The organism is uncultured Jatrophihabitans sp. (assembly GCF_964251945.1).
Classification (GTDB): domain Bacteria; phylum Actinomycetota; class Actinomycetes; order Mycobacteriales; family Jatrophihabitantaceae; genus Jatrophihabitans.
This window is the reverse complement of the sequence record NZ_CAXULP010000003.1, coordinates 117,458-141,979: the sequence shown is the minus strand read 5'-3', so window position 1 is coordinate 141,979 and position 24,522 is coordinate 117,458. Positions and strand designations below refer to the sequence as shown.

General features: G+C 72.4%; 27 protein-coding genes and 1 tRNA gene. 16 read left to right on the top strand and 12 right to left on the bottom strand.

What is annotated here, in order from left to right; translation table 11 throughout:
- Positions 1-191: 191 nt before the first annotated feature.
- Positions 192-268 (bottom strand) — tRNA-Pro (locus ACFFBG_RS08125).
- Positions 269-319: 51 nt separating this feature from the next.
- On the bottom strand, positions 320-1,207 hold the full coding sequence (locus ACFFBG_RS08120; RefSeq protein WP_375477496.1) for a metallophosphoesterase: 888 nt from the start codon (positions 1,205-1,207) through the stop codon (positions 320-322).
- Between the two features lie 170 nt (positions 1,208-1,377).
- Between ACFFBG_RS08120 and ACFFBG_RS08115 the strand changes: the two genes are divergently transcribed.
- A complete protein-coding gene (locus tag ACFFBG_RS08115; RefSeq protein ID WP_375477494.1) occupies positions 1,378-1,836 on the top strand; it encodes a GatB/YqeY domain-containing protein in 459 nt (152 codons plus the stop codon).
- Between the two features lie 141 nt (positions 1,837-1,977).
- Here the strand turns inward: ACFFBG_RS08115 and ACFFBG_RS08110 are convergent, their stop codons facing one another.
- From ACFFBG_RS08110 to ACFFBG_RS08100, 3 genes are read right to left on the bottom strand one after another with little or no spacing between them, the layout of a single operon-like run.
- On the bottom strand, positions 1,978-4,479 hold the full coding sequence (locus ACFFBG_RS08110) for a transglycosylase domain-containing protein (RefSeq protein WP_375477492.1): 2,502 nt from the start codon (positions 4,477-4,479) through the stop codon (positions 1,978-1,980).
- A 56-nt stretch (positions 4,480-4,535) separates the two neighbouring features.
- Positions 4,536-5,696: an ArsA family ATPase gene (locus ACFFBG_RS08105; RefSeq protein ID WP_375477490.1), complete on the bottom strand. Its 1,161-nt coding sequence runs from the start codon at positions 5,694-5,696 to the stop codon at positions 4,536-4,538.
- Positions 5,693-6,730: an ArsA-related P-loop ATPase gene (locus tag ACFFBG_RS08100; protein ID WP_375477488.1), complete on the bottom strand. Its 1,038-nt coding sequence runs from the start codon at positions 6,728-6,730 to the stop codon at positions 5,693-5,695. Before ACFFBG_RS08100 ends, ACFFBG_RS08105 begins: the two co-directional genes overlap by 4 nt.
- An 84-nt stretch (positions 6,731-6,814) precedes the next feature.
- On the opposite strand from ACFFBG_RS08100, the gene ACFFBG_RS08095 reads away from it, so the two are divergent.
- Genes ACFFBG_RS08095 through ACFFBG_RS08085 form a run of 3 tightly spaced genes read left to right on the top strand, consistent with a single transcriptional unit; the run spans position 6,815 to position 8,861 of the window.
- Positions 6,815-7,282, top strand: coding sequence for a RidA family protein (locus ACFFBG_RS08095; RefSeq protein WP_375477486.1), 468 nt, complete (start codon positions 6,815-6,817; stop codon positions 7,280-7,282).
- Positions 7,279-8,082, top strand: a complete 804-nt coding sequence (locus tag ACFFBG_RS08090; protein WP_375477484.1) for an NUDIX hydrolase — start codon at positions 7,279-7,281, stop codon at positions 8,080-8,082. The genes ACFFBG_RS08095 and ACFFBG_RS08090 overlap by 4 nt, the downstream gene beginning before the upstream one ends.
- Positions 8,082-8,861, top strand: coding sequence for an MBL fold metallo-hydrolase (locus tag ACFFBG_RS08085; protein WP_375477482.1), 780 nt, complete (start codon positions 8,082-8,084; stop codon positions 8,859-8,861). The genes ACFFBG_RS08090 and ACFFBG_RS08085 overlap by 1 nt, the downstream gene beginning before the upstream one ends.
- A gap of 100 nt (positions 8,862-8,961) precedes the next feature.
- Here ACFFBG_RS08085 and ACFFBG_RS08080 read toward each other — a convergent pair whose 3' ends face one another.
- On the bottom strand, positions 8,962-9,636 hold the full coding sequence (locus ACFFBG_RS08080; protein WP_375477480.1) for a Crp/Fnr family transcriptional regulator: 675 nt from the start codon (positions 9,634-9,636) through the stop codon (positions 8,962-8,964).
- A gap of 71 nt (positions 9,637-9,707) precedes the next feature.
- A complete protein-coding gene (locus ACFFBG_RS08075; RefSeq protein WP_375477478.1) occupies positions 9,708-9,980 on the bottom strand; it encodes a hypothetical protein in 273 nt (90 codons plus the stop codon).
- Between ACFFBG_RS08075 and nth the strand changes: the two genes are divergently transcribed.
- The 4 genes from nth to ACFFBG_RS08055 are packed head-to-tail and all read left to right on the top strand — an operon-like array spanning position 9,979 to position 13,163.
- Complete coding sequence (gene nth, locus ACFFBG_RS08070; protein ID WP_375477474.1) at positions 9,979-10,764, top strand: endonuclease III; 786 nt, start codon at positions 9,979-9,981, stop codon at positions 10,762-10,764. The genes ACFFBG_RS08075 and nth overlap by 2 nt on opposite strands.
- Before the next feature lie 52 nt (positions 10,765-10,816).
- Positions 10,817-11,467, top strand: a complete 651-nt coding sequence (locus tag ACFFBG_RS08065; RefSeq protein WP_375477472.1) for an NUDIX hydrolase — start codon at positions 10,817-10,819, stop codon at positions 11,465-11,467.
- 42 nt (positions 11,468-11,509) lie between these two features.
- A complete protein-coding gene (locus ACFFBG_RS08060; RefSeq protein ID WP_375477470.1) occupies positions 11,510-11,947 on the top strand; it encodes a cupredoxin domain-containing protein in 438 nt (145 codons plus the stop codon).
- A gap of 4 nt (positions 11,948-11,951) precedes the next feature.
- Entirely contained in the window at positions 11,952-13,163 is a 1,212-nt protein-coding gene (locus ACFFBG_RS08055) for a MarP family serine protease (protein ID WP_375477468.1), read from the top strand.
- A gap of 28 nt (positions 13,164-13,191) precedes the next feature.
- On the opposite strand, the gene ACFFBG_RS08050 is transcribed toward ACFFBG_RS08055, so the two are convergent.
- Positions 13,192-14,094, bottom strand: coding sequence for an alpha/beta fold hydrolase (locus tag ACFFBG_RS08050; protein ID WP_375477466.1), 903 nt, complete (start codon positions 14,092-14,094; stop codon positions 13,192-13,194).
- A 45-nt stretch (positions 14,095-14,139) separates the two neighbouring features.
- Positions 14,140-14,628 carry a phage holin family protein gene (locus ACFFBG_RS08045; RefSeq protein WP_375477464.1) on the bottom strand — a complete coding sequence of 163 codons (489 nt, stop codon included), beginning with the start codon at positions 14,626-14,628 and terminating at the stop codon, positions 14,140-14,142.
- A gap of 156 nt (positions 14,629-14,784) precedes the next feature.
- Here ACFFBG_RS08045 and ACFFBG_RS08040 point away from each other — a divergent pair, with 156 nt between their 5' ends.
- Positions 14,785-15,525 (top strand): oxidoreductase, encoded by a 741-nt coding sequence (locus ACFFBG_RS08040; protein WP_375477462.1) that lies wholly within the window; start codon positions 14,785-14,787, stop codon positions 15,523-15,525.
- Positions 15,526-15,861: 336 nt separating this feature from the next.
- On the opposite strand, the gene ACFFBG_RS08035 is transcribed toward ACFFBG_RS08040, so the two are convergent.
- Positions 15,862-16,665 (bottom strand): HAD family hydrolase, encoded by an 804-nt coding sequence (locus ACFFBG_RS08035; protein WP_375477460.1) that lies wholly within the window; start codon positions 16,663-16,665, stop codon positions 15,862-15,864.
- A gap of 133 nt (positions 16,666-16,798) precedes the next feature.
- Here ACFFBG_RS08035 and ACFFBG_RS08030 point away from each other — a divergent pair, with 133 nt between their 5' ends.
- From ACFFBG_RS08030 to ACFFBG_RS08000, 7 genes are all read left to right on the top strand, one after another.
- Positions 16,799-17,485 (top strand): hypothetical protein, encoded by a 687-nt coding sequence (locus tag ACFFBG_RS08030; protein WP_375477458.1) that lies wholly within the window; start codon positions 16,799-16,801, stop codon positions 17,483-17,485.
- Positions 17,482-18,627: a TadA family conjugal transfer-associated ATPase gene (locus tag ACFFBG_RS08025; RefSeq protein WP_375477456.1), complete on the top strand. Its 1,146-nt coding sequence runs from the start codon at positions 17,482-17,484 to the stop codon at positions 18,625-18,627. The genes ACFFBG_RS08030 and ACFFBG_RS08025 overlap by 4 nt, the downstream gene beginning before the upstream one ends.
- Complete coding sequence (locus ACFFBG_RS08020; protein WP_375477454.1) at positions 18,627-19,469, top strand: type II secretion system F family protein; 843 nt, start codon at positions 18,627-18,629, stop codon at positions 19,467-19,469. Before ACFFBG_RS08025 ends, ACFFBG_RS08020 begins: the two co-directional genes overlap by 1 nt.
- Entirely contained in the window at positions 19,466-20,158 is a 693-nt protein-coding gene (locus ACFFBG_RS08015) for a type II secretion system F family protein (RefSeq protein ID WP_375477452.1), read from the top strand. The genes ACFFBG_RS08020 and ACFFBG_RS08015 overlap by 4 nt, the downstream gene beginning before the upstream one ends.
- 141 nt (positions 20,159-20,299) lie before the next feature.
- Entirely contained in the window at positions 20,300-20,563 is a 264-nt protein-coding gene (locus ACFFBG_RS08010) for a hypothetical protein (RefSeq protein WP_375477450.1), read from the top strand.
- Positions 20,564-20,623: 60 nt separating this feature from the next.
- A complete protein-coding gene (locus ACFFBG_RS08005; protein WP_375477448.1) occupies positions 20,624-20,881 on the top strand; it encodes a type II toxin-antitoxin system Phd/YefM family antitoxin in 258 nt (85 codons plus the stop codon).
- Between the two features lies 1 nt (position 20,882).
- Positions 20,883-21,143, top strand: coding sequence for a Txe/YoeB family addiction module toxin (locus tag ACFFBG_RS08000; RefSeq protein WP_375477446.1), 261 nt, complete (start codon positions 20,883-20,885; stop codon positions 21,141-21,143).
- 94 nt (positions 21,144-21,237) lie between these two features.
- Here ACFFBG_RS08000 and ACFFBG_RS07995 read toward each other — a convergent pair whose 3' ends face one another.
- On the bottom strand, positions 21,238-23,448 hold the full coding sequence (locus tag ACFFBG_RS07995) for an AAA family ATPase (protein WP_375477444.1): 2,211 nt from the start codon (positions 23,446-23,448) through the stop codon (positions 21,238-21,240).
- The gene (locus ACFFBG_RS07990) at positions 23,343-24,467 is read right to left on the bottom strand and encodes a BTAD domain-containing putative transcriptional regulator (protein WP_375477442.1); all 1,125 of its coding nucleotides are present in this window, start codon (positions 24,465-24,467) and stop codon (positions 23,343-23,345) included. The genes ACFFBG_RS07995 and ACFFBG_RS07990 overlap by 106 nt, the downstream gene beginning before the upstream one ends.
- Positions 24,468-24,522: the final 55 nt, after the last annotated feature.

Here is a 24,522-nt window from a genome sequence, read left to right as displayed (position 1 = left end):
ATGCGCGACTTTGGTGTCCAGCGACGAGCTGACCGAGCCTTTCGCGACCGTCGTCTATCTGCGCCGCAGCCCGATGCCGGATCTCGGCGTCCCGTCAGGCCATGAACATGCAAACGGCCCGGCGATCGATGAGGAGGCTCGTTGCCTGCTTGCTCATCTGTTTGCCGAGCCGAGTTCGAGTAATGAATATCTGGTCGGGGTGACAGGATTTGAACCTGCGGCCTCTTCGTCCCGAACGAAGCGCGCTACCAAGCTGCGCCACACCCCGGTGGCAACCGACCCAGCATAGCCAACGCAGGACGGCCGGTTGACCGCCGCCTCAGCCGCGCGGAGTGAGCGTCAGCAACGTCGCCTCCGGCCGGCAGGCGAACCGCACGGGGGCAAACGGGTTGGTGCCGAGGCCGGCGCAGATGTGGAACCACATGCGCTCGTCCCACTGGTGCAGCCAGCGCGCGCGGTCGCGCTCGATGCCGCAGTTCGTCACGATCGCCGGGCCGAAGGGCACCCGCACCTGGCCGCCGTGGGTATGGCCGGCGAGGACGACGTCGTAGCCGTCGCGGGCAAACGCCGCCAGCATGAACGGCTCGGGCGAGTGGGTGACGCCGATGCGGACGGCTGCGTCCGGCTCGGCGGGGCCCGCGATCAGCTCGTACCGCGCCCGGCGCAGGTGCGGGTCGTCGGTGCCGGCGAGGGCCACCCGCACGCCGCCGGCCTCGAGTGTTGTGCGCACGTGCGTGAGATCCGTCCAGCCCCGAGCCGTCATCGCCGACGCGAGCTGGGGCCACGGCATCGGCGAGCCGTAGATCTTCTTGCCCTCGGGCCAGAAATAGTGCACCGGGCTCTTCATCCGCGGCGCGTAATAGTCGTTGTTGCCGGGCACGAACACGCCCGGGAACGCGAACAGCGGCGCCAGCGAACGCAGCACGGCCGGCGCCGCGTCCAGACCGGACAGCGTGTCGCCGGTGTTGACGACGAGGTCGGGCTCGAGCCTCGCGAGCGAGCTGATCCAGGCGAGCTTGCGTCGCTGGTGCGCGGTGATGTGCAGGTCGGACAGGTGCAGCACACGGATCGGCGTGGCGCCGGGCGCGAGCACCGGGACGTCGAAGCGCCGCAGGGTGAACGCGTTGCGCTCGATGGCCGCCGCGTAGCCGAAGGTGCCTGCCCCGGCGGCTGCGACGACGGCGGCGCTGCGCGCGAGGCTCGGCATGCGGGCCAGCCTACGGACGGCGATTCGCGAGTTGTCCTCGCTAGGTCGGGCTGGGAGGCGACGACGCGCGGACAAGTGTGGGGTGGCCTCGCGAGTTGTCCTCGCTAGGTCAGGCCGGGAGGCGACGACGCGCGGACAAGTCGGGTGAGGGGGTGGTTAGCCTGCAAGACATGGCCGCGCTGAAGGACCGTCTGCACGCCGATCTCAACACCTCGATGAAGGCGCGCGACCAGCTCACGACCGCGACGCTGCGCATGGTTCTCACGGCGGTCACCACCGAAGAGGTCGCTGGCGCTGCAGCGCGGGAGCTGTCCGACGAGGAGGTGCTGCGCGTCGTCATGCGTGAGGCAAAGAAGCGCCGGGAGGCCGCCGAGGCCTTCGACGGCGCCAGCCGGCCGGAACTCGCCGCGCGAGAGCGGGCCGAGGGCGAGGTGCTGGCGAGGTACCTGCCGCGGCCGCTCGCCGACGACGAGCTAGTCGAGATCGTCCGGGCCGCCGTCGCCGAGGCGGGCGCGACAGAGCCGCGGCAGATGGGCGCGGTGATGAAGCTCGTCCAACAGCGGGTCGCCGGCCGGGCGGACGGCAAGCGGGTCAGCGACGAGGTTCGCCGGCAGCTGTCCGGCGGCTGAGCGCGCCGTGGCGAGTTGTCCTCGCTGCGGCGGCTGAGCGCGCCGTGGCGGGTTGTCCTCGCAGCGGCGGCCTATCGCCCCGCGACGCGCGGACAACTTTCGGCAGGGCGGCGGACTGTCATCCGACGTGGCGGGCTTGCGTCAGCCGCCGCCGGGGCCGGTTCGGCTGCGACCGCCGCCGGTGCCGCCAGTCCCGGTGCCGCCGCCGCCGGTGCCGCCCGTTCCGGTGCCGCCGGTGCCCGTGCCGCCCGTCCCGGTGCCGCCGGTGGTGCGGCCCGTCGTGCCGGTGCGGGGCTTCTTCGTCTTTTTCTTCGTCACCTTCGGCGGCGGCGGCGGGGTGTAGGCCGGCACCTGGCTGCTCAGGCAGACGGTGATCGTCGAGCCGGGCTGGGCGCGGTGCGGGCCGTAGTAGCCGACCGTGTCGTACGCCGCGCTCGCCGGGCAGTGCAGGTCGTCGATGGCGTCGAGCTGCTGCATCTTGAAGCCTTGATTCTCGAGGTCCTTCTTCGCCTCGGAGAGTGTCTCGCCGACGACGCTGGTCACGTCGACGCCGTCCACGCTGTCCGGGTCCGGCCAGGACCATGACTTCCTGGCGAGCGCCGGGCGCATGGCCGCCAGCCAGATCTTCGACGCGTAGGCGCCGTACGCCGCGCCGGTCTTCTCGCCGGGCAGCCCGGTCGACGGCGAGCTCGGCTGGTCGAAGTTGATCAGGCCGAGCGCGCCGGTCAGGTTCTTCGTCATGCCGACGAACCAGACAGAGGAGTTCTTGTTCTTCTTCGTCGACTCGTTCGTGCCGGTCTTGCCGGCGATCTTGCTGTCGTGCTTGGCGTACCAGCCGGTGAACGCGGCGGCCGAGGTGCCGCCGGTCTGGGTGTCGCCCTCCAGGATCGAGACTGCCTCCGCGGCCACCTGCGGCGCCACGACCTGCACCCCGCCGGCCGGCCGCTTCACGGTGACCGCGCTGCCCGCCGAGTTGGTGATGGAACGGACCGGCGCCGGCTGGTTGTAGGTTCCGCCGTTGGCGATGGCGGCGTACGCGCCGGCCAACTCGAGCGGGCTCGTCGGCACCGAGCCGAGCGCGAGCTGCTGGGCGCGCTGCTTGCCCACGATCAGCTGCGTCCACGTCTGACCGGGCGTGTCGCTCGTTTGGTCCATGCCCTTCATGCCGAGCTTGCTCATCAGGTCCGTGATCGGCTGCAGGTGGCAGTCGAGCAGATTGTCGGCGAGGGCCACGAAATAGGTGTTCGACGACTTCGCCGCGGCGGTGCGCAGCGTTTCCAAGGTGCTGTAGGAGACCTGCTCGTCGCCGTTGACCGCCTTGCTCGGCGTGAGGCAGTTCCGCGACTTGTAGCTGCCCGTGCTGCCGGCGGTGGACAGCTGCCACGTGTCCGGCACGCCGGTCTGCAACGCCGCCAGCAGGGGGAACAGCTTGAACGTCGACGCTCCGTTGGCGGTGTAGTTGGTGAAGATGGGCTGCTCGGTCTGCCCGGCCTTCGCGCCATAGGTCTTGCTCGCGGCCATCGCCAGGATGTCGCCGGTCTTCGGGTCGACCACCGGCAGGACCGCTGTCATCGCCGACGTGGCCGGCACCGCTTTCGCGATGTTCGTCTGCGCCTGCGTCTGGATCTTCGGGTCGAGCGTCGTGACGATCTTCAGGCCGCCGGTCTCCAACGTCGACTCGCTGATGCGGTCGACGTTTTCCAGCCAGCCCTGGGTGTACTCGCAGAAGAAGGCGGCGTTCGGGATCGACGTGGGGGCGCTGGCACAGCCCTGCCGCACGACCGGCGGGTTGGTGGTGGCGAGCGAGATCGGGGTGGCCTTGAGCCGGTCCGCCTCGATCTGGCCGATCTTGCCGACGTCGACCAGGTTCTGCAGCACCTGGTTGCGCCGGAGCTTGGCGGCCGCCGGGTAGACGAACGGGTCGTCGTCGGAGGGCGCCTGCAGCAGACCGACGAGCATCGCCGACTGGGGGAGCGTGAGCTGCGAGACGGGCTTGCCGAAGTACGTCTCGGCGGCGACCTCGATGCCGTAGGCGTGCTCGCCGAAGAAGGCGATGTTCAGGTAGTTGTTGAGGATCGTCTTCTTGGACTCGTGCTTCGGGCCCTCGATGTCGAGCGCGCAGCGCGCGTCTTCCATCTTGCGCTGCAGCGTCTGCGCGATCGCGGCGCGCTGCTTGGCGAGGTTCTCGCCGGCCTGGTAGTAGCGGATCTGCTTGACGTATTGCATGGTCAGCGTCGAGCCGCCTTGGGTGTCGCCGCTGCTCGTGCTGATCGCGGAGCGCAGCAGACCGCGCAGATCGACGCCGTGGTGGCTGTAGAAGCGGCGGTCCTCCGTCGCGATCAGCGCGTCCTGCAGGTATTGCGGCACCTCGCTGAGCGGCACGAGAACACGATCTTGGCTGAACAGCCTGGCGATCACGGTCTTGCCGTCGTTGGCGTACAGCGTGGTCGGCTGCGGGGGCTTGGTCTCCTGCAGGTTGCAGGTCGTGTCGAGGAACTCCACGCTGTAGTGCTTGCCGACGAGCCCGGCCCCCAGCACGGCAGGCATCGCCAGCCCGGCGGCCAGGATCCCGGTGGCGAGCAGAGCGAGCAGGAGCTTGACGATCGTCAGCAACGGCGCTGGTCGTCCGGATGCGGCTGCCACGGGGACTCAGGGTACGGGCAGCCGCTGACAATCTCCGCCTGTCCCTCCGGCCCGGCTCAGGCGTGCAGCAGCGAGCCGATGGCGCGCAGCCCGGCGAGGTCGTGCACGTCGGCGGGCAACGCCGGCACCGCGACCAGCGGCACCGTGGGGTGCGCGGCGGAGAAGCGCTTCGTCATCCGGGCGTCGTGCTCGGCGGCCGCGGCGATCTCGGCATGCACTCGCAGGGCGGCCAGGCCGAGCCGGGCCGAAGGGTCCTTCTCGCTCAGCGCGTCCGCCGCCGCCTCGGCCCGGGCCGCCGTCAACACCCGGCCGCCGGGCATCGGGGCCGGCGTGCGGGTCCGGTTGACGACGACGCCGGCAAGCGGCATGCCCTCCCGGGACAGGCGCTCGACGAAGTAGGACGCCTCGCGCAGCGCGTCCGGCTCCGGCGCGGCGACCACGACGAACGCCGTGCCAGGCGTCTTGAGCAGCTCGTAGGTGTGCTGGGCGCGCTCCCGGAAGCCGCCGAACATCGATTCCAGCGCGCTGACGAATGTGGACAGGTCGTTGAGCAGATCGCCGCCGATGACGCGGGTGAAGACCCGCGCGACCATGCCCACCGACACCGTCACGACCTTCAGGTACGCCTTCCCGCCGGCCTTCGCCGGGGCGGTCAACAGCCGCACCATGCGTCCGTCGAGGAAGCGGCCGAGCCGGTTCGGGGCGTCCAGGAAGTCCAGCGCCGAGCGCGACGGCGGGGTGTCGACGACGATGAGGTCCCACTCGTCCTGCGTCGAGCCCTCGGCCGAGGAACGGGTCTGGGCGACGAGCTGGCCCAGCTTCTCCATCGCCATGTACTCCTGCGTGCCCGCGAAGGACGACGAGAGCGATTGGTAGAAGGGGTTGGCGAAGATCTGCTCGGCGCGCTCGGCCGAGGAGTGCTCGAGCACGACATCGTCGAAGGTGCGCTTCATGTCGAGCATCATCGCGAACAGCTTGCCGCCGGCGACCCCGCGCACCTCGCGAGGCGTGTTGTCCAGTTCGGTGAGGCCCATCGACTGGGCGAGCCGGCGCGCCGGGTCGATGGTGAGCACGACCGTGCGCCGGCCGGCCTCGGCGCCCATCAGCGCCATCGCCGCCGCGGTGGTCGTCTTGCCGACGCCGCCGCTGCCGCAGGTGACGACGACCCGCGTCGCCGGGTCGCGAACGAGCGCGCCGACGTCCATCCGCTCGCTCACTGCGGCACATCCTCGAGAAAGCAGGCGGCCAAGTCCTTCAACTCCCCGAGGGCGACCGGGGGGTTGAGGTCGGGCAGTTCGACGCGTGGCAGGTCCAGGGACTCCAGGCGGACCTCGTTCTCCTCCTGGACCCGCTGGCGCTGGGCGTAGTCGGCCATCTCGACGGCGAGCGCGCCGGCCAGCGCAGCGGCGTCGCCCGCGGCGACGCCGGCCATGTCCAGTTCGGCGGCGAGCGCGTCGGCGTCCACCCCGCCCGCGCCGAACAGCTCGTCGGTGATCAGCGCCGGCCGGGCGCGGTTGACGACGACGGCGCCGAGCGTGAAGCCGAGGCTGACGAGCTCGGCGGCGGCGTCGAGCGTCTCCTGGACCGGCATCTCCTCGAGCAGCGTCACCAGATGCACCGCCGTCTTGGGCCCGTGCAGGAGCTTGATGACCCCTTCGCTCTGGCTGTTGATCGGCCCGAACTTCGTCAGCTTCGCGACCTCGCGGGTGGCGTCGAGAAACCGGCCGATCCGGCCGGTCGGCGGGGCGTCGAGCACGACGGCGTCGTACGCGGGCCGCCCGTCGACAGTCCGCACGACGGCCTCCTTGACCTTGCCGGTGAGCAGGACGTCGCGCAGGCCGGGGGCGAGGGTGGTGACGAAGTCGACGGCGCCCATCTTCTTCAATCCACGCGCGGAGCGCTTGAGCCCGTAGAACATGTCGAGGTACTCGATCATCGCCTGCTCGGCGTCGATGGCCAGTCCGTACAGCTCGCCGCCGTTGCCGACGCTCGTCAGCCGGACCTCTTCGTACGGCATCGGCGGCATGTCGAACAGCTGCGCCAGCGCCTGCCGGCCCTCGACCTCGACCAGCAGCACCCTGCGGCCGGTTTCGGCCAGCGCGAGCGCGAGCGCGGTGGCCGCGGTGGTCTTGCCGGTGCCGCCCTTGCCGGTCACGACGTGCAGCCGTGCGGCCGCCGGGAAGCCGGCCACGAGCGCGCGCGGGCTCGTTCGCGCGGCCGCGCGCGCCGCGGTCGATCGGGTGGCGCCCATCAGCCCAGCTTAAGCAGGGCGGCTGTGCGCCGGGCGGGAGGAGCGCTCGCGGAGAGCTGGGCCACGGCGCTAGCGTCGACGACTGTGACGACCCCGGGACAGTGGCGCGCCGAGTTGGCTCGACTGGGCGAGCGGCTGCCGCCGGTGGTGCCGCCGGTCGCGGCCTACCAGCCCGCGCGGCGCAGCGGCTCGCTGGTCTTCACCTCCGGCCAGCTGCCGATGGTCGACGGCGCGCTGCCGCAGACCGGCAAGCTGGGCGCGGAGGTGTCCGCCGCGGACGGCAAGGTGCTGGCCCGCCGCGCCGCGCTCAACGCCCTCGCCGCCGTCGACGCGCTCGTCGGCCTGGACGCCGTCGCAGGCGTGGTCAAGGTTGTCGGCTACGTCGCCAGCGATCCGTCGTTCACCGGTCAGCCGGCGGTGGTCGACGGCGCCAGCGAGCTGCTCGGGGCGGTCTTCGGGCCGCTCGGCGCGCACGCCCGATCGGCGATCGGCGTTGCGGCGCTGCCGCTGGACGCGCCGGTCGAGATCGAGCTGATCGTCGAGCTGCGGTGACCGGCGCCGTCGACCCGCCTGAGGCGGCGCCGGTCCACGACGCGGCCAGCGTGGTCCTGCTGCGCGACGGGCCGGCCGGCGTCGAGGTCTGGCTGCTCACCCGGGTGCGCCAGATGAGCTTCGCCGCCGGCATGTCGGTGTTCCCCGGCGGCCGGGTCGATCCGGCCGACGCCGACCTTGCGCTCACCGGCGCCGATGTGTCGGCGTTGGCGGCGCGCTTTCGCTGCGCCGAGCCGACGGCCCGCGCGCTGCTGGGCGCCGCGGTGCGCGAGACGTTCGAGGAGACCGGCGTGCTGCTCACGGTCCCGTCCGCCGATCTCGCCGCGGCGCGTGCCGACGTCGAGTCGGGCCGGGTCGCGTTCGGCGACCTGCTGCGCGACCACGGACTGGCGGCCGACGCGTCCGGAGTGCAGCCGTGGGCCCGGTGGGTGACGCCGGTTGGCGAGCCCCGTCGCTACGACACCCGGTTCTTCGTCGCCGCGCTGCCGGCTGGGGTCGAGGCCGCCGACGTCAGCACCGAGTCCAGCTCAGCTGGCTGGCTGCCCGTGGGCGAGGCGCTGGAGCAGGCGCAGCGGGGCGAGCGGATGCTGCTTCCCCCGACGCTCAAGACGATCACCACCCTGCTGCCCTTCGGCTCGGTCGCGCAGGTGCTGGCGGCGTCCGCCGACCGCGTGCTCGACGCGGTGCAACCGAGGCTGCAAGTTGGCGACGACGGCGCGGTGTCCGTGCTGATGCCCGACGGCGAGTTCATTGCGATGCCGGCGCGACCGGCCGATTCGGCACTGCCGACGGCGCCTTGATGCCGAGCCACCCGGCCTACGAGACGGTGCGGTCCGTCCTTCCGCGCGCGTCCGTACTGCTCCAGTCGAATCCGGGGCCGATGACGCTCGACGGCACCAACACCTGGTTGCTGGGCGACCCCGAGGCGTCCGAGGTCGTCGTGGTGGACCCGGGCGAAACATCGCAGCAGCATCTCGACGAGCTGCTCGCCGCCGCCCCGGCGATCGCGCTGGTGCTCGTCACGCACGGCCACCATGACCACAGCCAGGCCGCCACCGCGGTGCACGATCGCACCGGCGCGCCGGTGCGCGCGTTCGACCCGCGGCATTGCTTCGGCGCCCCGCCCCTCGTCGACGGCGAGGTGCTGGACGAAGCCGGTGTGCGGCTCGAGGTCGTCGCCACGCCCGGCCACACAGCCGATTCGGTCTCCTTCGTGCTGGATGGCGGCGCGGCAGTGCTCACCGGAGACACCATCCTCGGCCGCGGCACGACGGTCGTCGCGCACCCGGACGGCGTGCTCGGCCCCTATCTCGGCTCACTGCGCCAGCTCGAGGCGTACGGCGCGGCCCGAGTTCTGCCCGGCCACGGCCCGGACCTGCCGGCGATCGGAGAGGTGGCGGCGCACTACCTGGCGCACCGCGAACAGCGGCTGGACCAGGTCCGAGCCGCGCTGGCCGAGCTGGGCCCGAGCGCGAGCGCGCGGCAGGTCGTCGAGGTGGTGTACGCCGACGTCGACCGGGCTGTCTGGTGGGCGGCCGAGCTGTCCGTCGAAGCCCAGCTGGCGTATCTGCGCGCCTGAGCTCTGAGCTGGAACGCCTGGCGACAGCGGGGTCGACACGATCGCCGGAACGCGACGACAACAGTCAAGGCCGCGGACATGGGCTGGCCGGGGAGGCGGGTCAGCGCGCGCGGCGGGCCAGGCGTTCGCGGTCGAGGATGACGACGCTCTTGCCTTCCAGGCGCAGCCAGCCGCGCGACGCGAAGTCGGCGAGCGCCTTGTTCACGGTCTCCCGCGAGGCGCCGACCAGCTGGGCCAGTTCTTCCTGTGTCAGGTCGTGGGTGACGCGCAGTTGGCCGCCGTCGATCGAGCCGAAGCGCTGGGCGAGCTGCAGCAACTGCTTGGCCACCCGGCCCGGCACGTCGACGAAGATCAGGTCGGCCAGCATGGTGTTGGTGCGACGCAGCCGGCGCGCCACCACGCGAAGCAGCTGCAGCGCGATTTGCGGGCGCTCGGTGGCCCACTTCTGCAACGCGGCCTTGGGCAACCGGGCCAGCCGGGCGTCGGTGACGACGGTGGCGGTGGCGGTGCGTGGGCCCGGGTCGAACAGCGACAACTCGCCGAACTGGTCGGAGGGGCCGTAGATGGCGACGAGGTTCTCCCGCCCGTCCGGCGAGCGCCGGCCGAGCTTCACCTTGCCGGTCAGGACAATGTAGAGGCTGTCGCCAGGCTCGCCCTCGTGGAACAGCACCGTGCCGCGCGGCGCGTCGAAGGTCTCGAACTCGTCGGCGAGTGCTTCCACGTCGTCGGGATCGACGCCCTGGAACAGGCCGGCCCTCCCCAGAATCTCGTCCACTCGCGCTCCTCGTGTGCTCGCTCGTTGCGAGCTGTGTCACAGTCTCGACGGGAGTCTAGTGCCCGCCCTCACTACCGTGGGTGAGCCTTCACGGGTGACTGCTGCGCAGCGCTCTGCCGGCGCTGGCGGCGGCGGTTGGGCCGCAGTCGATTGCGCAAGCGGCGAAGGCCGGATTCGGCGCCTTCGCGGATGAACTGGTCGAGTTCGCCGTCGTTCGCGCTGGCGAGAAAGCCCTCGACCTCTCGCTCGACGGCGATGTGGTTCAGCGGCTCCTCGACCCGTCCCATCAAAAGCACGAAGCCCAGCAGGACGAACGGGAACAGCAGCAGCGCGAATCCGATCATGGCCGACCTATTGTGCCGCACGCGCCACCTGGCGCGCTCCGCGCCGCGCGGATCTACCCTCGACGGCGTGCCGGATCCCGAAAGCTCGTTGGCCCTGACGCGCCGCGCGCGGCGGATCAATCGCGAGCTGGCTGTGGTCTTCCCCGACGCGCGCTGCGAGCTCGACTTCAGCACGCCGCTCGAGCTCGCGGTCGCGACGATCCTTTCCGCGCAATGCACCGACAAGCGGGTCAACGAGGTCACGCCGCGGGTCTTCGCCCGCTACCGCGACGCAGCTGATTACGCGGGCGCCGACCGCGACGCCCTCGAGGCGCTGATCAGGCCGACCGGGTTCTTCCGCAACAAGACGACATCGCTGATCAAGCTGGGCCAGCACCTGGTCGAGCGCTTCGACGGCGAGGTGCCGAACCGGCTGGACGAGCTCGTCACGCTGCCGGGGTTCGGCCGCAAAACCGCGAACGTCGTGCTCGGCAACGCCTTCGGCATCCCCGGGCTGACGGTCGACACGCACTTCGGCCGGCTCGTGCGCCGGTGGCGGTTCACCGCAGAGACGGACCCCGTCAAGGTCGAGCGGGTGGTGGCCGAGCTGATCCCGAAGAACGAGTGGACGATCTTCAGCCACCGGGCGATCTTCCACGGCCGGCGCATCTGCCACTCCCGCAAGCCCGCGTGCGGGGCCTGCCCGATCGCCCGGCTCTGCCCGTCGTTCGGCGAGGGCCCGACTGACCATGAGATCGCGGCAAGGCTGGTCAAGAGCGAGGCGCAGATGCTGGCGTCGCAATGAGGGCGTCGCAATGAGGGCGTCCCAGTGAGCGTGTCCCAGTGAGCGTGTCCCAGTGAGCCGGCCGTCGACCGGGCTGCCCGAGTGGTGGGCGCCCCTCGGCGCGCGGATCGCCGAGATCACCGGCGAGGATCTGTCCCGATTCCTGCCGCCGGACGACGGCAGCGGCCGGCAGTCGGCCGTGCTGATCACGCTCGCCGATTCCGCCGACGGCCCGGCGGTGCTGCTGATCGAACGCTCTGCCGACATGCGCGCGCACGCCGGCCAGGTCGCGTTCCCCGGCGGCTCGCTCGATCCGGGCGAGACGCCGGAGCAGGCGGCGCTGCGTGAGGCGGCCGAAGAGGTCGGCCTGGACCCGGCAAGTGTGCGCGTGGTCGCGGAGCTGCCGGCGGTGTTCATCCCGGTGTCCGGCTTCGTCGTCACGCCGGTGGTCGCGTGGTGGGAAAGTCCGCACGAAGTCGCGCCGGTCGACGCCGGCGAAGTGGCCGGCGTCGTGCTCGTGCCGCTGCGCGAGCTCGCCGATCCGGCGAACCGCTTCCGGGTCCAACACCCGTCGGGCTGGCTGGGCGCGGGCTTCGAAGTCAGCGGGCTGTTCGTCTGGGGATTCACCGCCGGCCTGCTCGACCGCCTGCTGCATCTCGGCGGGTGGGCCCGCGATTGGGACGAGACACGGGTGCGGCCGCTGCCCAGCCGGCCCGCGCGCTGAGCCGGGCCGGATTGGGGCTGGCCCCGCCGGTACCGTGCTGCCATGCGACGAGGCGGGCGGACTGCGGTGCTCGCGGCGGTGTTCGCCGCTCTCGTCCTCAGCGCCTGCTCCAACCGCGAGGCGACGGTGAACAAGCGCCCGCAGTCAGGCTCGGCGACCGCGTCGATGGTCAACGGCGTGCAGCAGGTCATCCTGCGCTCAGGCGTCGACCTGCGCTTCCATCCCTCGACGATCACCGTGCATCCGGGCAAGGTGCGCGTCATCCTGATGAACACCGCGAAGCCCGGCGCCGGGCCCCCGCACAACGTCCAGGCGCCCAAGCTGCCCGGCCTGACCATCCCGTTGATCCCGGCCGGCGGCAGCGGCGAGGCGGTGTTCAACGCGCCCTCGCCCGGCCGCTACTCCTTCGTCTGCACGATCCACGCGGCGCAGGGGCAATACGGACTGCTGATCGTGAAGCCGCTGTCCGAGAAGCCGTAGCAACGTGAACATCCTCGACGTCGTCATCCTGCTGGCCGCGCTCGCCTACGCGGTCGGGGGCTACCGCAGCGGGGCGGTCGTCGGAATCTTCTCCCTCGTCGGCTTCCTCGGCGGCGCGGTCATCGGCGGCCAGCTCGCCCGTCCGTTGGGCACCCGCGTGGCCGACGGGCGGGCGCAGGTGCCGGTCGCGATCGTGTGCGTGCTCGTGTTCGCGACCATCGGCCAGCTAGCCGCGGTGTGGCTTGGCGGACGGTTGCGCGAGCGCGTCGTGCGCGGCATCGGCCGGCCGTTGGACGCCGGCATCGGCGCGGTGCTCGGCGTCGTGTCGGTGCTCCTGGTGTCGTGGATGATCGCCGTGCCGCTCGCGTCCTCGCCGTACCCCAACCTCGCGTCCGAGGCGAGCCAGTCGAAGATCGTCCGAGCCGTCAACGGGGCGGTGCCGGACGGGTTCCGACACGCCTACTCGACGCTGCGGGTGTTCTTCGACCGCAGCGGCTTCCCGCCGGTGTTCGGCGACCTGCCCAACACCTCGATCGTCAACGTCCAGCCGCCGCCCGCGCTGTCGTCGGCGGTGCAGGCGACCGTCGATCGAGCGCATCGGTCGGTGTTCAAGATCTTGGGGCAGGCGCCGCAGTGCAACCGCGAGATCGAGGGCTCCGGTTTCGTGTACGCCCGGCACCGCATTCTGACCAACGCGCACGTCGTTGCCGGCACCGACCAGGTGCAGATCGTGGTGCCAGCGACCGGCCACGGCGGCACGCGGATGGTCGACGCCAAAGTGGTCCTCTTCGACCCGGGCCGCGACGTCGCGGTGCTCGCCGTGCCGGACCTCGACGCCCCCGCGCTGAGCTTCCGGCCGCAGCAGCAGGCCGCGCAGACGAACGCGGCAGCGGTCGTGCTCGGCTTCCCGGAGAACGGCGGCTTCGACGTGCAACCGGCGCGCGTCCGGTCGAAGGGACCGGTCGGCGGCCGGGACATCTACGACACCCGGGAGATCGAACGCTCGATCTACTCGATCCGCGCGCTCGTGCGCAGCGGGAATTCCGGCGGCCCGCTGATCGACACGCAGGGCTTGGTGCTCGGCATGGTGTTCGCGACGGCGCTGGACTCGTCCGACACCGGCTTCGCGCTGGCCGACGACGAGATCGACGCGGACGCGGCCCAGGGCAAGAACGCGACGCGGCAGGTCGGGACGCAGGGCTGCACCCAGGAATAGGGACGGGTCGGTTTCGCGGGGTCGCCGGTCAGTGGGTCTTGGCCCAGCGGACGAGCTCGCCGCTGACGAAATCCGGCACCTCGTCGTGCGGGAAGTGCCCGACGCCGTCGAGCACCCGCCATTCGTAGGGTCCGCTGACGTAGCGGCCGGAGCCCTGCGCGGTCGAGGGCAGCACGCAGGTGTCCAGGTCGCCGTGCAGGTGGAGCACGGGCGCGGTGATCGGCGCGCGCACCGCGGCGGCATAGCGGCGGCCGTCTGACCGAAACACCGAGCGCAGCATCCAGCGGTAGAACTCCGCGGCGCAGTAGGAGACCGGGTGGATGCGCATCGCCTCGGCGTAGCGCTCGACGTCGGCGACATAGCCCGGCGTGCCCCGCCACCGCGGCCCGGTCCACCGGTCGTAGAGCTCGCGCACCCACAGGGAGTCGCGCGAGAGCAGGTTCTCCGCGCGCCGCGGGACCTGGAAGGTGCGCAGCGCATAGGCCGACGCGTTCCGCTGCGCGGAACCGGCGCCGGGGCGCAGTTCGGCGCGCATCCGCAGCGGGTGCGCCGCGCCCAGCGCGACGACGCTGCGCGCCACCCGCGGGTGCGAGGCGGCGATCGTCCAGGCCAGCGTGCCGCCGAGGTCGTTGCCGACGATCATCGCGTCCGACTCGCCGAGCGAGCTGACCAGCGCGGCGACGTCCGCCGCGAGCGTCGGCGCGTCGTAGCCGCGCGGCGGCTTGTCGCTCGCGCCGTAGCCGCGCAGGTCGACGGCCACCGCCCGATAGCCGGCGTCGGCAAGATCGAGCAGCTGCTGGCGCCAAGCCCACCAGAATTGCGGAAACCCGTGCAGCAGCAGCACAAGCGGCCCGTCGCCGAGCTCGGCGACGTGCAGCGCGATGCCGTTCGCGCGCACGGTGCGGTGCGTCCAAGGCCCGTCGATCAGCACGACGGAGCTGTCGGGCGCGCCGGGAAGCGGACCGAATCCCACGAGCTAGCCGCGGGAGTTCTTGAGGTAGTCGACGGTCTCTTTGGTCGTCTTGATGGTCCGCGCCGGCGCGCGCACCCGCTTCACCTTGCGGATGCCGAGATACACCAGCAGCCCGGCCAGCACCAGCAGCCCGGCGAACACGACCAGAAACGCGAGCCAGCGGTCGAGTCCGAGCTGGTTGAGGCCCTCGGCGAGCGCCTGGAAGCCGTAGATCAGCGAGAACACGAGCAGGACCGCGGCGGCGGCGAACAGGCCGACGCCGACGCCGGCGTTCTTCACCGACGAGCGCAGCTCGAGCTTCGCGAGCTCGATTTCCCCGTGGACGAGCGTGGAGACGTGCGTGGAAGCATCGGCGACGAGCTTGCCGATGCTCGGCTGGTCCGCGGGGTCCTCCGGCGCGGCGTGCGCGGGCCGCGCCACGCCGGCTGCGGACGGCTTGGCCGCCTGCGCCGGCGTCGACGGGGGATTGGGGGCTGCACTCGTCGCCGTCACGGTCGGTCGGCTCCTCGGGGCGAAGTTGGGCGCAGTTGGGCGCTTTCGCGGATTGTTGCAGTCACGACGCCCGCGTGCATCCGCGCGGCCGTGCTCGACCCGGCGGGTCGCGGCCGCGTCGTTGCTCTCGGCCCCCTCGCTACCCTGGACCAAGCCATGCCCGCCGACCCGCTCGCGCCGCTGCTTGACCTGCCCGGCGTCATGGACGGCGTCGAACGGGCCCGGGCCGCGGTCGACGGGCTGCTCGGCAACCGCACTCTGCGTCGCAGGTCGGCGGACGTGTCGGCCGAATCCTCGTTGCGCGGCGCGTGGGCCTCGGCGTGGCTGTCCGGCGTGCAGACGCCGCTCGCCGACGTCCGCTCCGGCGCGGCCGCCGGCGACCCGGTGGTGCAAGGCGCGCTGCGCGCCCAGTCGGCGATCGGCCCGCTGGCCGACACCTGGAGTCACGCTCCGCGGCAGGCGCTGGCCCGGCTGCACGCGCTTGCCGCCGCGGATCTGGCCGACGCCGACGACCTCGGCCGGCCCGCTGCGGGAACGGCCTCCCGGTTGGACACGCTGGCCGCGGTGCTGGCCAGCGGCACCCGCGCCCCGGCGGTGGTCGTGGCGGGCATCGTGCACGGCGAGCTGCTCGGGCTGGACGCGTTCGCGCCGGTGTCCGGCGTGGTTGCGCGGGCGGCGACACGCCTGACGCTGGTTGAGCGTGGGTTGGACCCGAAGTCGCTGGTCGTCATCGAGGCCGGGCATCGCGAGCTGCGCGCCGACTACGACGCCGCGCTCGCCGCGTATCGCAGCGGCGCCCCGGCAGGCATCGCGCAGTGGCTCAGGCACTGCGCGGACGCGGTGGTGGCCGGCGCGCAGGAGGCGGTCGCGATCTGCGAGGCGCTCGCCCGCGGCTGATTCGCAGCCCGCGGCTGATTCGCAGCCCGCGGCTGATTCGCAGTGGACGGCGGCGCCGCTTGCGAGAAGCGGCGCCGCCGGTGCGGCGACCCGGACGGCCGGGTTACCAAGCGTGCCCTTGCGAGTGTCGTGCGCGGTCCGCGGCGGCGATGCCGCAGATCCGCGCCGACTCACCTGTGCGTGGTGGGATCGCCGCGTGGGTGCCCGTCCGTCCAGTTCGTTCGGCGTTCGCTGGGGGCTGTACCGCCATCGACGCGCGCCGTCCGTGCTGTCATTCAAGCGCTGTGACGCACCTCACGCAAGACCCCGCGAACGGATGTGCGCCGAAACGAGTCCTCAGGCCCGGAACGGACGCCGTCGGGCGGTGAACCAGACGAGCCCGGCGGCCGCGACACCGGCCCCGACCACCGTCGCGGCGGTCGCCGGATGCTCCGGCCGCATGCCGGCGAGCCGCTCGCGGAGGGGGGCCGCGTTCGAGAACGTCAGCATCGGCCAGTCTCGTTCGCCGGCGACCTTGCGCAATGTCCGGTCGGCGTTGACGGCGTACGGGTGGCCGACGGTCTCGAGCATCGGCACGTCGGTCGCCGAGTCCGAATATGCGTAGCTGCCGCCGAGGTCGTAGCCGCGATCGGCGGCCAGCTCGACGACCGCCCGCGCCTTCTCCGGCCCGTAGACGTAGCGGCTGATCTCGCCGGTGTACTTGCCGTCCTGCACGACCATCTGGGTGGCGATGACCTCGTCGGCGCCGAGCATCGCGCCGACCGGGCTGACGACCTCCTCGCCCGACGTGCTGACGATGATCACGTCCCGACCGGCGGCCTTGTGCATCGCGATCAGGTCGACGGCTTCGACGTAGACGATCGGGTCGATGATCTGGTGCAGCGTCTCGGAGACGATCTCGCGGACCTGGGCGACGTCCCACCCGGCGCACATGGAGGTCAGGTAGGCGCGCATGCGTTGGATCTGGTCGTGGTCGGCGCCGGCCAGGGCGAACATGAACTGCGCGTAGGCGCTGCGCAGCACCGCTCGGCGGTTGATCAAGCCGCCTTGGTAGAAGGGCCGGCCGAACGCCAGCACGCTCGACTTGGCGATGATCGTCTTGTCGAGGTCGAAGAACGCCGCCGTCCGCGCCGCTGCCACGAGGAACGAGGATACGGATCGCGGGCGACGGCGCGTCGGGAGCTGTCAAGTCGGCCGTCCACAACCCGCCGGTCTGTCCACAGCCTGCCGTTCGGCCGCCCGCGCGGCCGCCGAGCGAGGTTCGCTGACCCGCATGGCGGTGCTGGGCGTGCTCGGTGGCAGCGGCGGGGTGGGCGCCTCGTCGTTCGCCGCCGCGCTGGCCGCTGCGGCGGCGCCCGCGGTGCTCGTCGATTTGGACGTCGCCGGCGGGGGGATCGACGTCCTGCTCGGCATCGAGCGCGAGCCGGGGGCGCGGTGGTCCGGCCTGCGCCTGGCCGGCGGCCGGCTCGATCCCGACACGTTGGTCGCCGGGCTCGCCCGGTGGGCGGGCTGCGCCGTGCTCGCGGCGGACACCGTCGAGCTGGACGCGGCCGCGGTCGGCCAGGTGCTCGAGACGGCGCGGGACACCGGGCGCACGGTGGTGCTGGACTTGCCTCGGCACTGCTGCGCGGCACGCGTTGCCGCGCTCGCGGTCTGCGACCTCGTCGTCGTGCTGGTCCGGGCGGACGTGCCTGGCGTTGTCGCGGCGCACGCGGCGGTCGGAGACCTCCCCGCCGCGCCGGCCGGCGCGGTCGTCCGGCGCGGGCCGGTCCCGGCGGCCGACGCCGCGCGAGCGGTCGGCGTTCGGCTCCTCGGCACCCTGCCGGCGCTCGGCTCGAGCCCCGCGGACCTGGCCGGCCGCCGGCCCCCACGCGGCCTCACCCGGGTGGCCGGCGGTCTCTTGGCCGGAGCGGGCCCGGCCGAAGCGGGCCCGGCCGGCGAACCGGCGGCCCGGCGATGAGTGACCTGGTGGATCGCGTCCGCCACCGGGTCGTCGCCGATCATCTTCCGGTCGGCGAGGCGGTGCGGCTCGAAGCGGCGGGCATCGCCGACGACGTGGCTCTTGCCGATCTGCGGCGCGCGGTCGAGGCGGAGCTGCGCGGCGCCGGCCCGCTCGAGCCGTTGCTCGCCGCCGCTGGCGTCACCGATGTGCTGGTCAACGCGCCGGACGAGGTGTGGCTCGATCGCGGCGCCGGTCTGGAACGCACGGCTGTCCGCTTCGCCGACGGCGCCGAGGTCCGCCGGCTCGCCCAGCGGCTGGTCGCCGCCGCCGGCGCCCGGCTGGACGACGCGCAGCCGTTCGTCGACGCGTTGCTGCCGGACGGAACCCGGCTGCACGCGGTGTTGCCGCCGCTGGCCGTGCACCCGACGCTCTCGCTTCGGGTGCTCGCGCGACGCCCGCTCGACCTGGCCGCGCTCGCCGCGCGCGGGGCGCTGCCCGGCGCCGCCGCACAGCTGCTCGCCGACATCGTCGCGGCCCGGCTGGCCTTCGTCGTCACCGGCGGGACGGGCACCGGCAAGACCACCTTGCTGGGCGCGTTGCTTGGCTGCGTGCCGGCGGATCAGCGGCTCGTGGTGATCGAGGACGCGCGCGAGCTGGTGGTGGCCCATCCGCATGCCGTGCGGCTCGCGCGGCGCGGCGCGAACGTCGAGGGCGCGGGCGAAGTGGGACTGCGCGAGCTCGTCCGGCAGGCGCTGCGCATGCGGCCGGACCGGCTCGTCGTCGGGGAGTTCCGCGGCGCGGAGATGATCGAGCTGCTCGTCGCGCTGAACACCGGGCACGAGGGCAGCGGCGCGACGCTGCACGCCAACTCCGCGGCCGACGTGCCCGCTCGGTTCGCCGCGCTCGGCGCTCTTGCCGGACTGCCGTCCGCCGCGGTGACCAGCCTGGTCGCCGCCGCGCTCGACGTCGTCGTGCACTTGCGGCGCGACGGCGCCGGGCGTCGGCATGTCGCCGAGATCGGCCTGCTGTCCCGGACCGGCGACGCGGTGACGGCCACGTCGGCGTGGACGGCCGCCGGCGGCCCGGGCGCCGCGGCCGACGAGCTGGCGGCCCGGCTGGCCGATCGGCTCGCGGCGCGACCGGCGAGCGGCGGCCGCTGATGACGGTGTGCTGGCTGGCGCTCGCGGCCACGCTGATCCTGACGGCGTCCGGCGGCGGCACTGCGTCGGCGCGGGTGGCGGCGTTGAGCGCCGGCCGCCGGCTCGCCGTCGGCGCTGGCCGGCCGGGCGCCCGCGCCGGCGCGTGGTGGCGGTCCTCGCCGTCCAGATCGCGGCCGACGGCGGTCGGGTCGGCGGGAGCGTGCCTGGCCCTGGTCGGCGGGATCGCCTGGTCGGCAGGTCCGGCGTTGGGCGTGGCCAGTGCGGCGGTCGCTGGCGCGGCCTGGTCGGTGGGTCGTGGGCTGGTCCGGCGGCACGCGGCGGCTCGGACGCGAGCGCAGCTGGGCTCCGCGCTCCAGGTGCTGGTGGCCGAGCTGGCGGCGGGCGCCCGGCCGGGCGAGGCGCTGCGCGCTGCCGCCCGGGCGTCGCCGGCGCACGAAGCGGTGCTCGATCGAGCGGCGGATGGCGCCGAAAGCGGAGCTGGCGCCGGGCAGCGGCTGGCCGAACATCCGGACCTGCGGCCGGTCGCGGTCGCCTGGCAGCTCAGCGAGCAGACCGGCGCCGCACTGACCGGCGTGCTCGAACGGGTGCTGGCCGACGTCGGCGCTCGCGACCGGACGCGCCGAGCGGTGGCCGTGGCGCTGGCCGGCCCGCGATCCTCGGCGCTGGTGCTAACGGGGTTGCCGCTCGTCGGCGTCGCGCTCGGCACGACGATGGACGCGAACCCGCTGAGGTTTCTGCTCGACACGCCGGCCGGGCGGCTGACGTGTTGCGCGGGCGTGTTGCTCGACGTCGCCGGCGTGCTGTGGATGCAGCGGCTGCTGGGCAGTGCGGAGCGCGGGTGAGCGGTGCCCTCGGGTGGCTGTCGCTCGCCGCCGCCGCGCTCGTCGCGCCCGGCTTCGCGCGAGACACCCGTCCCGTCCGAGCGGCGGCTGCCGTCGAGCGCGCCGGTCCGGTGGTCGCGGCATCGCTGGTGGCGGCCGCGTGCGTGCTGGTCGGCGGGCTGCCTGGCCTGGCGGTGGCGTTGATCATGAGCCCCGCGACGCTGCTCGGCCTGCGCGCCCTGCAGCGGCGGCCGGTTGCCGCTGCGGCGGACGCGTCGCTGCCGCTCGTGCTCGACCTTGCCGCGGCGGGACTGCGCGCCGGCAAACCGGTGCCGGCGGCGCTGTCGATCGCCGCGCCGGCCGGATCTGAGCAAACGGCGGCGATGCTGCGCCGCGTCGCCGGCCTGCTCGAACTCGGCTCGTCCGCGGCGCAGGCGTGGGCGCCGGCGGCTCGTGGGCCGCTCGCACCGGTCGCACCGGTCGCGGTGCGCAGCGCCGCCAGCGGCGTGAAGCTCGCGGGCGCTCTCGAAGGGCTTGCCCGCACGCTGCGCGAAGAACGCGCGGCCGGCGCAGCCGCCCGAGCCGCGCGGGTGGGGGTCGCCGCGATGGCGCCGCTGGCCGCGTGCTTCCTGCCGTCCTTCGTCTGCTTGGGCGTCGTGCCGGTGGTCGTCGGCATTGCCCGCACGGCGCTCGGCGGCGCGCTGCCGTGACCATCCTTAAGGCGCCGGACCCAGGATCTACCCGCCGGACGTCGGACAAGCCTGCGAACCGTAGGCGAACTCCCGATGCCGGGCCGGGGGACTTAGCAGAAATGTCGACGGTGTCAGCAAAACGGCACCAGGAGGCACGTCATGTACGACGACATCACCACCGGCATCATTCGCGACCGCGCCCAGACCAATCTCGCCGCCGCGTCCGCCGCTCGGCAGGCGCGCGCCGCCCGGCGTGCCCGGCGGGCGCAGCGGCGGCTTGCCAAGCCGACCGCCGAGGTTCGCCCGGTCGCGCTGGTCGGCAAGCCCACCGGCGAGCCGGTCCTGGTCAACGGAGCGGCGCGGCCGGCCCACGTTCGCGGGCTGCGCGCGTTCGCGACCTGGTTGTCCACCGCGCAGCTCTGACGCCTGGCTCTGCCTGGCGAAGGCTGTGACGTACATTTATCTGTACAGGAGGTGGTCGCGGTGAAGACGATGAGTTACACCGAGTCCCGGGCGCGGTACGCGGAGGTGCTCGACGCGGTGGCCAACGACCGCGAGGAGATTGTGATCACTCGCGCCGGGCACGATCCGGTCGTGATCGTTTCGTTGGCAGACTTCGAGTCGTTGCGCGAGACCGCCTACCTGCTGCGCTCCCCGGCCAATGCCCGACGTTTGCTCGATGCAATGGAGCGCCTCGAGGCCGGACGTGGGGTCGTACACGAGCTGGTGGACACCGACTGAGGTGCTGCTCGTCTGGGACGAGAACGCCTGGGATGACTATCTCTGGTGGCACAGCCAGGACCGTCGCGTGCTCAAACGCATCAACGCGCTCATCCAGGACATCGGCCGCACTGGGAACGCAGGCATCGGCAAACCCGAGCCGCTGAAGCACGATTTCGCCGGATACTGGTCGCGGCGAATCACCGACGAGCACCGCCTGGTTTACAAGATTGCCGCCGACGATATTCGTATTGCCGCCTGCAGGTATCACTACGGCCAGTAGCCCGTAGCCGAAACGAGGGTGCGTCGGTGGTCATGGCGGGTCCTCTCGGTTCGGTGCGCCGGCCATGCCCGCGGGGGCTTGCAGAGTTCTTGCTTCACCTTTGTTGTGCGGCTGTCGCTGCGGCTGCTCGCTCGTCCTCGCGTCGGGCTTCGGTGTCGTCACCGCGCCTGCGTAGGACGCGAGCGCGCAGTCGGTGCAGATCCGGCCGGCCGAATTCGTTCCCGTTCCTCGCCATCTCGGCGAACGCCTGATCAAGGGTGGTCGTGGCCTCGGCGAGCCGGGCCGGGTCGCCCGCGCGTTCCAGGACGTCGACGAGCAGGCCCCGCAGGTACGGGCGCAGCACGACGGACTTGCCGCCGGCGAATGCCGCCAGGGCGGCCCGCAGATCGGCCAGTGCCGACCCCGGGTCAAGCCGCTCCCGGGCCCAGTCGCGAAAGACCGAGACGTAGGCGCCAATCGCCATCAGGCCAGCCGTGGCCGAGGTCGAGACGGAGTAGCCGGCGTACGGCAGTGCCTCGTCAGGACGGTCACGCAGTACTGCGGCAAACGCGGCGCACGCCGCCGCGTTGACGTCGACCGAGGGGTGCTCATGGCCGATGTATTGCTCGTTGACCGCGAGGTCGGCGTCAGCGCCAACGTCATCGCCGAGTAGGACGCGGGTGACGGCGCGCCAACCCCACGTCGCCTCGAGCGGCGTGGACAGGAGAGCCAGCGACGTGGTGGTGTCCACGTCGGCGATCGCGTCGACAACCGCCGTGAAGTTGTGTTCGGCCTCGCGCAGTCGGCCCTGTTGAAGGACGCTGTGACCGACCAGATACCGGTGCACCAGCCGCATCAGCTCGTCATCGGTCGCCTCGGCGACCAGGGCCAGCTCCTCGGTCGCGGCGGCCGCAGCGACGAAGTCCGCGGTGCCGTCCGCGAGCGCCCATGATCCGTAGAGGGCGGCGAGCAGATCGCGATCGCCGGCCAGGCGCCGGGCGAGTTCCAGCGCGCGGCGTCGGAGCGCGGTGGCAGGTGCGAACAGCGTCGGTCCGCCGGGCAACGCGGGACCATGGACGAGGTCGTGCAGCGAGCACAACCGGATGAGGGTCGACATCTCGCGGGTCTCCGCGGTCGGCCCGGAAAGCCGCTCGACCAGGTCGAGAGCCCGCATCAGCAGCGAGTCGGCCTCCGGGTAGTTCGGCCGGGCCATCGCGGCGTCGGCCAGTCGGAGGACCAACTCGACGGCGAGGTCGATATTCGGTTCCGTGCCGGTCGCGACGAGGTGGTAGACGATGTCCTCGGCGTGGGCGAGCGGTTGACCGTCTGCGCGTTGTCTGAGGACGTCGGCGATGCGACCGTGCAGCCGGATGCGGCGCGCCGGCCCGACGTCTTCGGCGATCGTCTGCTGAACCAGCGCGTGCGTGAAGCGATGCCGTCCCGGCAGCGCAGGATCCGAGCACAGGAACCCGGTCGCGGTGGTGCTGTCGACCGCCTCGTCGACGACGTCGTCGGCAAGCCCGCTGACCTGCTCGATCAGCTCGAGGTCGAAGCCGGATCCGGCGACGGCCGCCGTCCGCAGCACTGCTTGCTCGTTCGGATCGAGCCGGTGCACCCGCTGCAGGATCACCTCGCGGACGGTGTCCGGAACTTCGGCGGGGATCTGTGCGCCACTCGTGGTGGCGCCGGTCGCCGCCGCGTAGGCGTCGGTGACCAGCAGCCGGACGATCTCGCCGACGAAGAACGGATTGCCTGCCGTCCGGTCCACCAGAGTTCGCGCAGTCACGTCGTCGAGGTCGGCGTTGGTGCGGTCGCGGACGTACTCCCGGACGTCGGAGTCCGTCAGCCCGCTGAGCGACACGCGTTCACAGCGCCCCGTCCGGGCAAGCGCGCCCAGCAGGTCCTGGCCCGTGGTCCCAGGGTCCTCGGTGGGTGCGCGCACGGTGCACACCAGCGAGAGGTTGCGGCCGGTGAAATGAGTGACCAGGTACTCGGCCATCCTGCGGCTGGCGCTGTCGGCCCAGTGCATGTCCTCCAGGATGAGCAGCAGCGGCCGCCTCTCGGCCAGGTGTTCGAGGAAGGCCGTGATGGCGTCGAATTGCTGCACCTGACTCTGCGCGATCGACACCTCGTCCTCGCCGGCTCGGCCGATCTCGCGCAGGCTCGGCAGATCGGGCACGAGCGCACGCACCGGGCCGGCCCGGTCTTGCAGGGCGGCGATCAACTCCTCCTCCGGCGTGGTCGCGGCCACGGTGGCCAGCAGCTGGATCCACGGCCACAGCGGTGGCGCCCCGTCGTGGTGCCAGCAGCGCCCCCAAGCCACCACTGCCGATCGGCTGCTCGCCCAGGTGGCGACTTCGTCCGCCAACCGACTCTTGCCGATGCCGCCTCGCCGACGACCGTCACAGCCAGCACGGCGCCATCCGACCAGGCTTCGGCCACCCGCTCCTGCACTCGTCGTAGCTCCGCTTGCCGACCGACCATTCGCAGCTGGGCACGGACCGGCGCAGTGCCCGTCTGTCGGACCGGGTCCGGCTCCAGGTCCCGGGCCGTCTCGCCGCCGGCCGCCGGTGCGGGGACGGGCGCGGCGGCGCCGGCGCCGATCGGATCGAGGTCCGGGTCCTGGGCGAGAATGCGCTCGTGCAGGTCACGCAACTCCTGACCTGGGTCGATGCCGAGCTCGTCGGCCAACAGCTCCCGGACCAGCCGGTAGCGACCCAGGGCGTCGGCCTGCCGGCCGGTTCGGTACAGCGCGAGCATCAGCGAACCCTGCAGCGACTCGCGGAACGGATTGGCGGCGACCATCTCCTCGAGTCGAGGGAGCACTGCCGCATCCCGACCGAGCAGCATGTCGAGGGTGATCGCGAGTTCCGCCGCTCGTTCCCGCGCCGAATTGAGTCGTTCGGCTTCGGCCTCGGCGAACGGTGCGCGGACGTCCATATACGCCGGGCCGCGCCACAGCTCGAGCGCACGTCCGATCAGCTCGCGGCCTTGGCGAAAGCTGCCCTGGTCCCGGCACCGCTCGGCGTCCTCGAGCAGCCGCTCGAAGCGGACCGAGTCCACCGCCATCGGGTCCACGGCCAACCGGTAGCCGGCGGTCTCGGTCAGCAGCGGCGACGGCACGTCGTGTCCGGCGGGGTCGACCGTGCGCATCGCGCTCCGGAGCCGGGAGACGTAGGTGTGGATGCTCGCCATCGGCTTGTTCGGCGCTGAGGAATCCCACACGCGTTCGACCAACGTCTCGAAGAGCACCAGCTGGCCGACGTCTACCAGGAGCGCGGCGATGATCGCCCGACGCCGGCCGGGCCCGAGCTCGACAGCCCGACCGTCCCGCAGGATCCGCATCGGCCCCAGGACAGAACTCCAACGTGTCCAATCTGCGCCCGCCTTGCTGTTCGTC

What these genes read in the sequence shown, in the direction of transcription:
- ACFFBG_RS08030 (WP_375477458.1), top strand. Translation starts at nt 16,799, where the DNA reads ATGGCGGTGCTGGGCGTGCTCGGTGGCAGCGGCGGGGTGGGCGCCTCG.
- ACFFBG_RS08120 (WP_375477496.1), bottom strand. Translation starts at nt 1,207, where the DNA reads ATGCCGAGCCTCGCGCGCAGCGCCGCCGTCGTCGCAGCCGCCGGGGCA.
- ACFFBG_RS08025 (WP_375477456.1), top strand. Translation starts at nt 17,482, where the DNA reads ATGAGTGACCTGGTGGATCGCGTCCGCCACCGGGTCGTCGCCGATCAT.
- ACFFBG_RS08010 (WP_375477450.1), top strand. Translation starts at nt 20,300, where the DNA reads ATGTACGACGACATCACCACCGGCATCATTCGCGACCGCGCCCAGACC.
- ACFFBG_RS08085 (WP_375477482.1), top strand. Translation starts at nt 8,082, where the DNA reads ATGCCGAGCCACCCGGCCTACGAGACGGTGCGGTCCGTCCTTCCGCGC.
- ACFFBG_RS08075 (WP_375477478.1), bottom strand. Translation starts at nt 9,980, where the DNA reads ATGATCGGATTCGCGCTGCTGCTGTTCCCGTTCGTCCTGCTGGGCTTC.
- ACFFBG_RS08100 (WP_375477488.1), bottom strand. Translation starts at nt 6,730, where the DNA reads ATGGGCGCCACCCGATCGACCGCGGCGCGCGCGGCCGCGCGAACGAGC.
- ACFFBG_RS08115 (WP_375477494.1), top strand. Translation starts at nt 1,378, where the DNA reads ATGGCCGCGCTGAAGGACCGTCTGCACGCCGATCTCAACACCTCGATG.
- nth (WP_375477474.1), top strand. Translation starts at nt 9,979, where the DNA reads ATGGCCGACCTATTGTGCCGCACGCGCCACCTGGCGCGCTCCGCGCCG.
- ACFFBG_RS07990 (WP_375477442.1), bottom strand. Translation starts at nt 24,467, where the DNA reads ATGCGGATCCTGCGGGACGGTCGGGCTGTCGAGCTCGGGCCCGGCCGG.
- ACFFBG_RS08060 (WP_375477470.1), top strand. Translation starts at nt 11,510, where the DNA reads ATGCGACGAGGCGGGCGGACTGCGGTGCTCGCGGCGGTGTTCGCCGCT.
- ACFFBG_RS08040 (WP_375477462.1), top strand. Translation starts at nt 14,785, where the DNA reads ATGCCCGCCGACCCGCTCGCGCCGCTGCTTGACCTGCCCGGCGTCATG.
- ACFFBG_RS08020 (WP_375477454.1), top strand. Translation starts at nt 18,627, where the DNA reads ATGACGGTGTGCTGGCTGGCGCTCGCGGCCACGCTGATCCTGACGGCG.